Origin of the sequence: Clavibacter lycopersici (assembly GCF_003576405.1) — a bacterium.
GTDB lineage: Bacteria > Actinomycetota > Actinomycetes > Actinomycetales > Microbacteriaceae > Clavibacter > Clavibacter lycopersici.
On the sequence record NZ_QWGT01000215.1, the window covers coordinates 1 to 4,787 of the forward strand.

The following is a 4,787-nucleotide window of genomic DNA, read 5'->3' on the forward strand; positions in this document are numbered from 1 at the left end:
GGCGACGCGGGCCTCGCGTCCGCCGTGCGCGCCGCGGTCGGCGTCCCCGTCGCCGCAGTGATCGTCGTGCCCGTCCTGCCGACCGACGTCCGCCACAACTCCAAGGTCGACCGCGCTCGCCTCGGCCGCTGGGCCGCGGGGATCCTCGCGGGCGGCCGGGTGACCGCCCCGTGATCGTCCTCGTCACGGGCGCCAGCGGCATGCTCGGCCGCGCCGTCGCCGAGCGCCTCGCGTCCGGCGGGCACGCCGTCCGCACCTTCCAGCGCCAGCCGTCCGGCCTCGCGGGGAGCGGCACGGCTCCCGTACCGGGAGCCGTCGTCGACCTCCGCGGCAGCGTCACCGACCCGGGTTCCGTCGTCCGCGCCGTCGCGGGCGTCGACGCGGTGATCCACCTGGCCGCCAAGGTCTCGCTCGCGGGCGACCCGGCCGACTTCCGCGCCGTCAACGTCGAGGGCACGCGCGCGCTCCTCGCCGCGGCCCGCGCGGCGGGCGTCACCCGGTTCGTCCACGTCTCCTCGCCGTCGGTCGCGCACACGGGCCTGTCCATCACCGGTGACGGCGCCGGGCCCGCGGATCCCGTCCGGGCCCGCGGCGACTACGCCCGCACCAAGGCCGAGGGCGAGCTCATCGCGCTGGCCGCCGACGACCCCGCCATGCGCGTGCTCGCCGTCCGCCCGCACCTCGTCTGGGGCCCGGGCGACACGCAGCTCGTCGCCCGCATCGTCGACCGCGCCGCCCGCGGCCGCCTCCCGCTGCTCGGTCACGGCGCCGCGCTCATCGACACCGTCTACCGCGACAACGCGGCCGACGCGATCGTCGCCGCGCTCGACGCCGCCGACACCGCGCACGGCCGCGCGTACGTCGTCACCAACGGCGAGCCCCGTCCCGTCGCCGAGCTCCTCGCCGGCATGTGCCGCGCCGCCGGCGTCCCCGCTCCGCGGATCCGCGTCCCCGCCGCCCTCGCCCGCGCCGCCGGAGGAGCGGTCGAGCGCGTCTGGGCCGTGCGCCCCGGATCCGACGAGCCGCCCATGACCCGCTTCCTCGCGGAGCAGCTCTCCACCGCGCACTGGTTCGACCAGCGCGAGACCCGCCGGGCGCTCGGCTGGACCCCCGCCGTCTCCCTCGACGAGGGCTTCGAGCGCCTGCGCCTCTCCTACGCCGCCGTGCGCTGAGCGGGCCCGGACGGATCGCTAGGCTGATCCGGTGTCCACACGCCTCTCCAAGCTCTTCGTCCGCACCCTCCGGGAAGACCCCGTCGACGCCGAGGTGGCCAGCCACCGCCTCCTCGTGCGCGCCGGCTACATCCGCCGCCAGGCCCCCGGCATCTTCGCCTGGCTGCCGCTCGGCCTCCGCGTCAAGAACAAGGTCGAGGCGATCGTCCGCGAGGAGATGGAGCGCATCGGCGCCCAGGAGGTGCACTTCCCCGCGCTCCTGCCCGCCGAGCCGTACCAGGCCACCGGCCGCTACGACGAGTACGGCCCCGGGATGTTCCGCCTCGAGGACCGCAAGCGCACGCCCATGGTGCTGGCGCCCACGCACGAGGAGTTCTTCGCGCTGCTCGTGAAGGACCTCTACTCGAGCTACAAGGACCTGCCCCTGTCGATCTACCAGATCCAGGACAAGTACCGCGACGAGGCCCGTCCCCGCGCCGGCATCCTCCGCGGCCGCGAGTTCACGATGAAGGACGCCTACTCCTTCGACCACACCGACGCCGGCCTCGCCGTGAGCTACCAGGCCCAGCGCGACGCCTACGAGCGCATCTTCCAGCGCCTCGGCCTCGAGTACGTCATCGTCGCCGCCGACGCGGGCGCCATGGGCGGGTCCAAGAGCGAGGAGTTCCTGCACCCCACGCCCATCGGCGAGGACACCTTCGTGCGCTCGCCCGGCGGCTACGCGGCCAACGTCGAGGCGTTCACGACGCTCGTCCCCGAGGCGATCCCCATCGAGGGCCAGCCCGCCGCGCGCGTCTTCGACTCGCCCGACACCCCCACCATCGCCACCCTCGTCGACCTCGCGAACGCCCGCGAGCCCCGCGAGGACGGTCGCGCCTGGACGGCCGCCGACACGCTGAAGAACATCGTGCTGGCGCTCACCCACCTCGACGGCACGCGTGAGCTCGTCGTCGTCGGGATCCCCGGCGACCGCGACATCGACCTCAAGCGCGCCGAGGTGGCCTTCTTCCCCGCCGAGGTCGAGCCCGCCACCGAGGGCGACCTCGCGAAGCAGCCCGGCCTCGTGAAGGGCTACATCGGACCGTGGTCGCCCGACGGCCCCGTCCTCGGATCCACGTCGACCACGAAGGTGCGCTACCTCGTCGACCCCCGCGTCGTCGACGGCACCTCCTGGATCACGGGCGCCAACGTCGCCGGGAAGCACGTGCTCTCGCTCGTCGCCGGCCGCGACTTCACGCCCGACGGCGTGGTGGAGGCGGCCGACGTGCGCGACGGCGACCCCGCTCCCGACGGATCCGGCCCCATCAGCACCGCGCGCGGCACCGAGATCGGCCACGTCTTCGAGCTCGGCCGGATGTACGCGGAGGCCCTGGGCCTCAAGGTGCTCGACGAGAACGGCAAGCTCGTCACGGTCACCATGGGCTCCTACGGCATCGGCATCACCCGCAACCTCGCGCTCGTCGCCGAGGCCACGCAGGACGGGCGCGGCCTCCTCTGGCCCGCGTCCATCAGCCCGTTCGACGTGCACGTCGTGATGACCGGCAAGGGCGACGAGATCGCCTCCGCGTCCGAGGAGCTCGTCGACGCGCTCGACGCCGCCGGCCTCGACGTGCTCTTCGACGACCGCCCCAAGGTGTCGCCCGGCGTGAAGTTCGGCGACGCCGAGCTCATCGGCGTGCCCACCATCGTCATCGTCGGCCGCGGCGCGGTCGACGGCATGGCCGAGCTGTGGGACCGGCGCACGAACGAGCGCACCCCGGTCACCCTCGCGGACGTCGTCGGCGCGCTCACCGCCGCCGGCTGATCCCCGCACGCACCACGACGAGGCTGCCCGACCCCTCCCGGTCGGGTAGCCTCGAGTGTTTCCAACCGAATAGAGGAGTCGCACCGTGGACATCGACCTGAGCGTCTTGCGCCTGATGGAGCGCGAGCGCGAGATCCCGTTCGAGGAGCTCGTCTCGATCATCGAGCAGGCCATCCTCACCGCCTACCTCAAGCACACCGACCAGGCCGACGCCAAGCCCGTCGCCGACGGCGTGCCCCCCGCCCGCGTGCACCTGGACCGCAAGAGCGGCCACGTCTCCGTGCACGTCCCCGAGCTCGACGAGGACGGCCTCGTCATCGGCGAGTCCGAGGACAGCCCGAGCGACTTCGGCCGCATCGCCGCGTTCGCCGCGAAGCAGGTCATCAACCAGCGCTTGCGCGACATCGGCGACGACCGCATCCTCGGCGAGTTCAAGGGCCGGGAGGGCGACATCGTCGCGGGCGTCGTGCAGCAGGGCCCGAACCCGCGCATGATCCACGTCGACCTCGGCACCATCGAGGCGATCCTCCCGCCCGAGGAGCAGGTGCCCGGCGAGAAGTACGTGCACGGCTCGCGCCTGCGCGTCTACGTCACCAGCGTCTCCCGCGGCGCCAAGGGCCCGCAGATCACGGTCTCGCGCACGCACCCGTCGCTCGTCCGCAAGCTGTTCGCGCTCGAGGTGCCGGAGATCGCGCAGGGCCTCGTGGAGATCGTCTCGCTCGCCCGCGAGGCCGGCCACCGCACCAAGATCGCGGTGCGCGCGACCGAGCCCGGCATCAACGCCAAGGGCGCATGCATCGGGGAGCTCGGGCAGCGCGTCCGCGCGGTCACCGCGGAGCTCAACGACGAGAAGATCGACATCGTCGACTACTCCGAGTCGCTGCCCGTCTTCGTCGGCAACGCGCTCTCGCCCGCCCGGGTCACGAGCTCGTTCGTCATCGACCAGGCGACCAAGGCCGTGCGCGCGCTCGTGCCCGACTACCAGCTGTCGCTCGCCATCGGCAAGGAGGGCCAGAACGCCCGCCTCGCCGCCAAGCTCACGGGCGCGAAGATCGACATCCAGCCCGACTCGATCCTCGAGGGCGACGACTGAGCGCCGCCCGACGGGACCCGTCCTCGCCGCCGCCGGAGGGAGGGGCTAGTATGGATCCGGTAAGAACGTGCGTCGGCTGTCGTCGGCGTGCCCCGAGGTCCGCTCTCCAGCGGATCGTCGCCGATCCCCGCACCCGCTCCCTCGTCATCGACGAGCGCGCGGTGATGGCCGGCAGGGGCGCGTGGATCCATCCGACCATCGAGTGCATCGACAGAGCGATCGCGCGGCGTGCCTTCGGGCGGGCCCTGCGGAGCGACGCGGCGCTCGACCCCGCAGCTCTTGGGGGACTACGAGAGCGGCTCGCGGCCCAGCCGAGCGCGCGAGCATCCGAGAGAACAGGCTGAACGGCACATGGACAACTAATGAGCGGCTCGAAATGAGATCCGTCCAGCACTAGCGGTCCCCTCCTGCCTGGGAGAGGACCCCCAGACAGGAGAACAGTGGCAAAACCACGCGTACACGAGATCGCCGCCGAGATCGGCGTCGACAGCAAGACCGCACTCGCCAAGCTCAAGGAGATGGGCGAGTTCGTCAAGGGACCGTCGTCGAGCATCGAGCCCCCCGTGGCCCGCAAGCTCAAGGCGGCCCTCGAGGCCGCCGGCCTCACCGGACAGGCGGCGGCACCCGCCGCGGCTCCCTCGTCCGCCCCGCGCCCCGGAGCCCGTTCGTCGGCCCCGAAGCCCGGCGGCCGCCCCACCCCCGGACCGCAGCCCACGGC

General features: G+C 73.1%; 5 protein-coding genes. All 5 read left to right on the plus strand.

The features are described 5' to 3' along the window. Nucleotides 1-170 precede the first annotated feature (170 nt). A complete protein-coding gene (locus DZG00_RS12360; RefSeq protein WP_119455675.1) occupies nucleotides 171-1,172 on the plus strand; it encodes an NAD-dependent epimerase/dehydratase family protein in 1,002 nt (333 codons plus the stop codon). 31 nt (nucleotides 1,173-1,203) lie between these two features. Continuing rightward, nucleotides 1,204-2,976, plus strand: coding sequence for a proline--tRNA ligase (locus DZG00_RS12365; RefSeq protein ID WP_119382822.1), 1,773 nt, complete (start codon nucleotides 1,204-1,206; stop codon nucleotides 2,974-2,976). Nucleotides 2,977-3,061: 85 nt separating this feature from the next. After that, nucleotides 3,062-4,069: a transcription termination factor NusA gene (nusA, locus tag DZG00_RS12370; RefSeq protein WP_119382823.1), complete on the plus strand. Its 1,008-nt coding sequence runs from the start codon at nucleotides 3,062-3,064 to the stop codon at nucleotides 4,067-4,069. 50 nt (nucleotides 4,070-4,119) lie between these two features. Then, on the plus strand, nucleotides 4,120-4,413 hold the full coding sequence (locus DZG00_RS12375; RefSeq protein WP_119382824.1) for a YlxR family protein: 294 nt from the start codon (nucleotides 4,120-4,122) through the stop codon (nucleotides 4,411-4,413). A 96-nt stretch (nucleotides 4,414-4,509) separates the two neighbouring features. Next, the coding region (locus DZG00_RS12380) for a translation initiation factor IF-2 N-terminal domain-containing protein (protein ID WP_199689816.1) at nucleotides 4,510-4,787 on the plus strand (278 nt) is incomplete at its 3' end.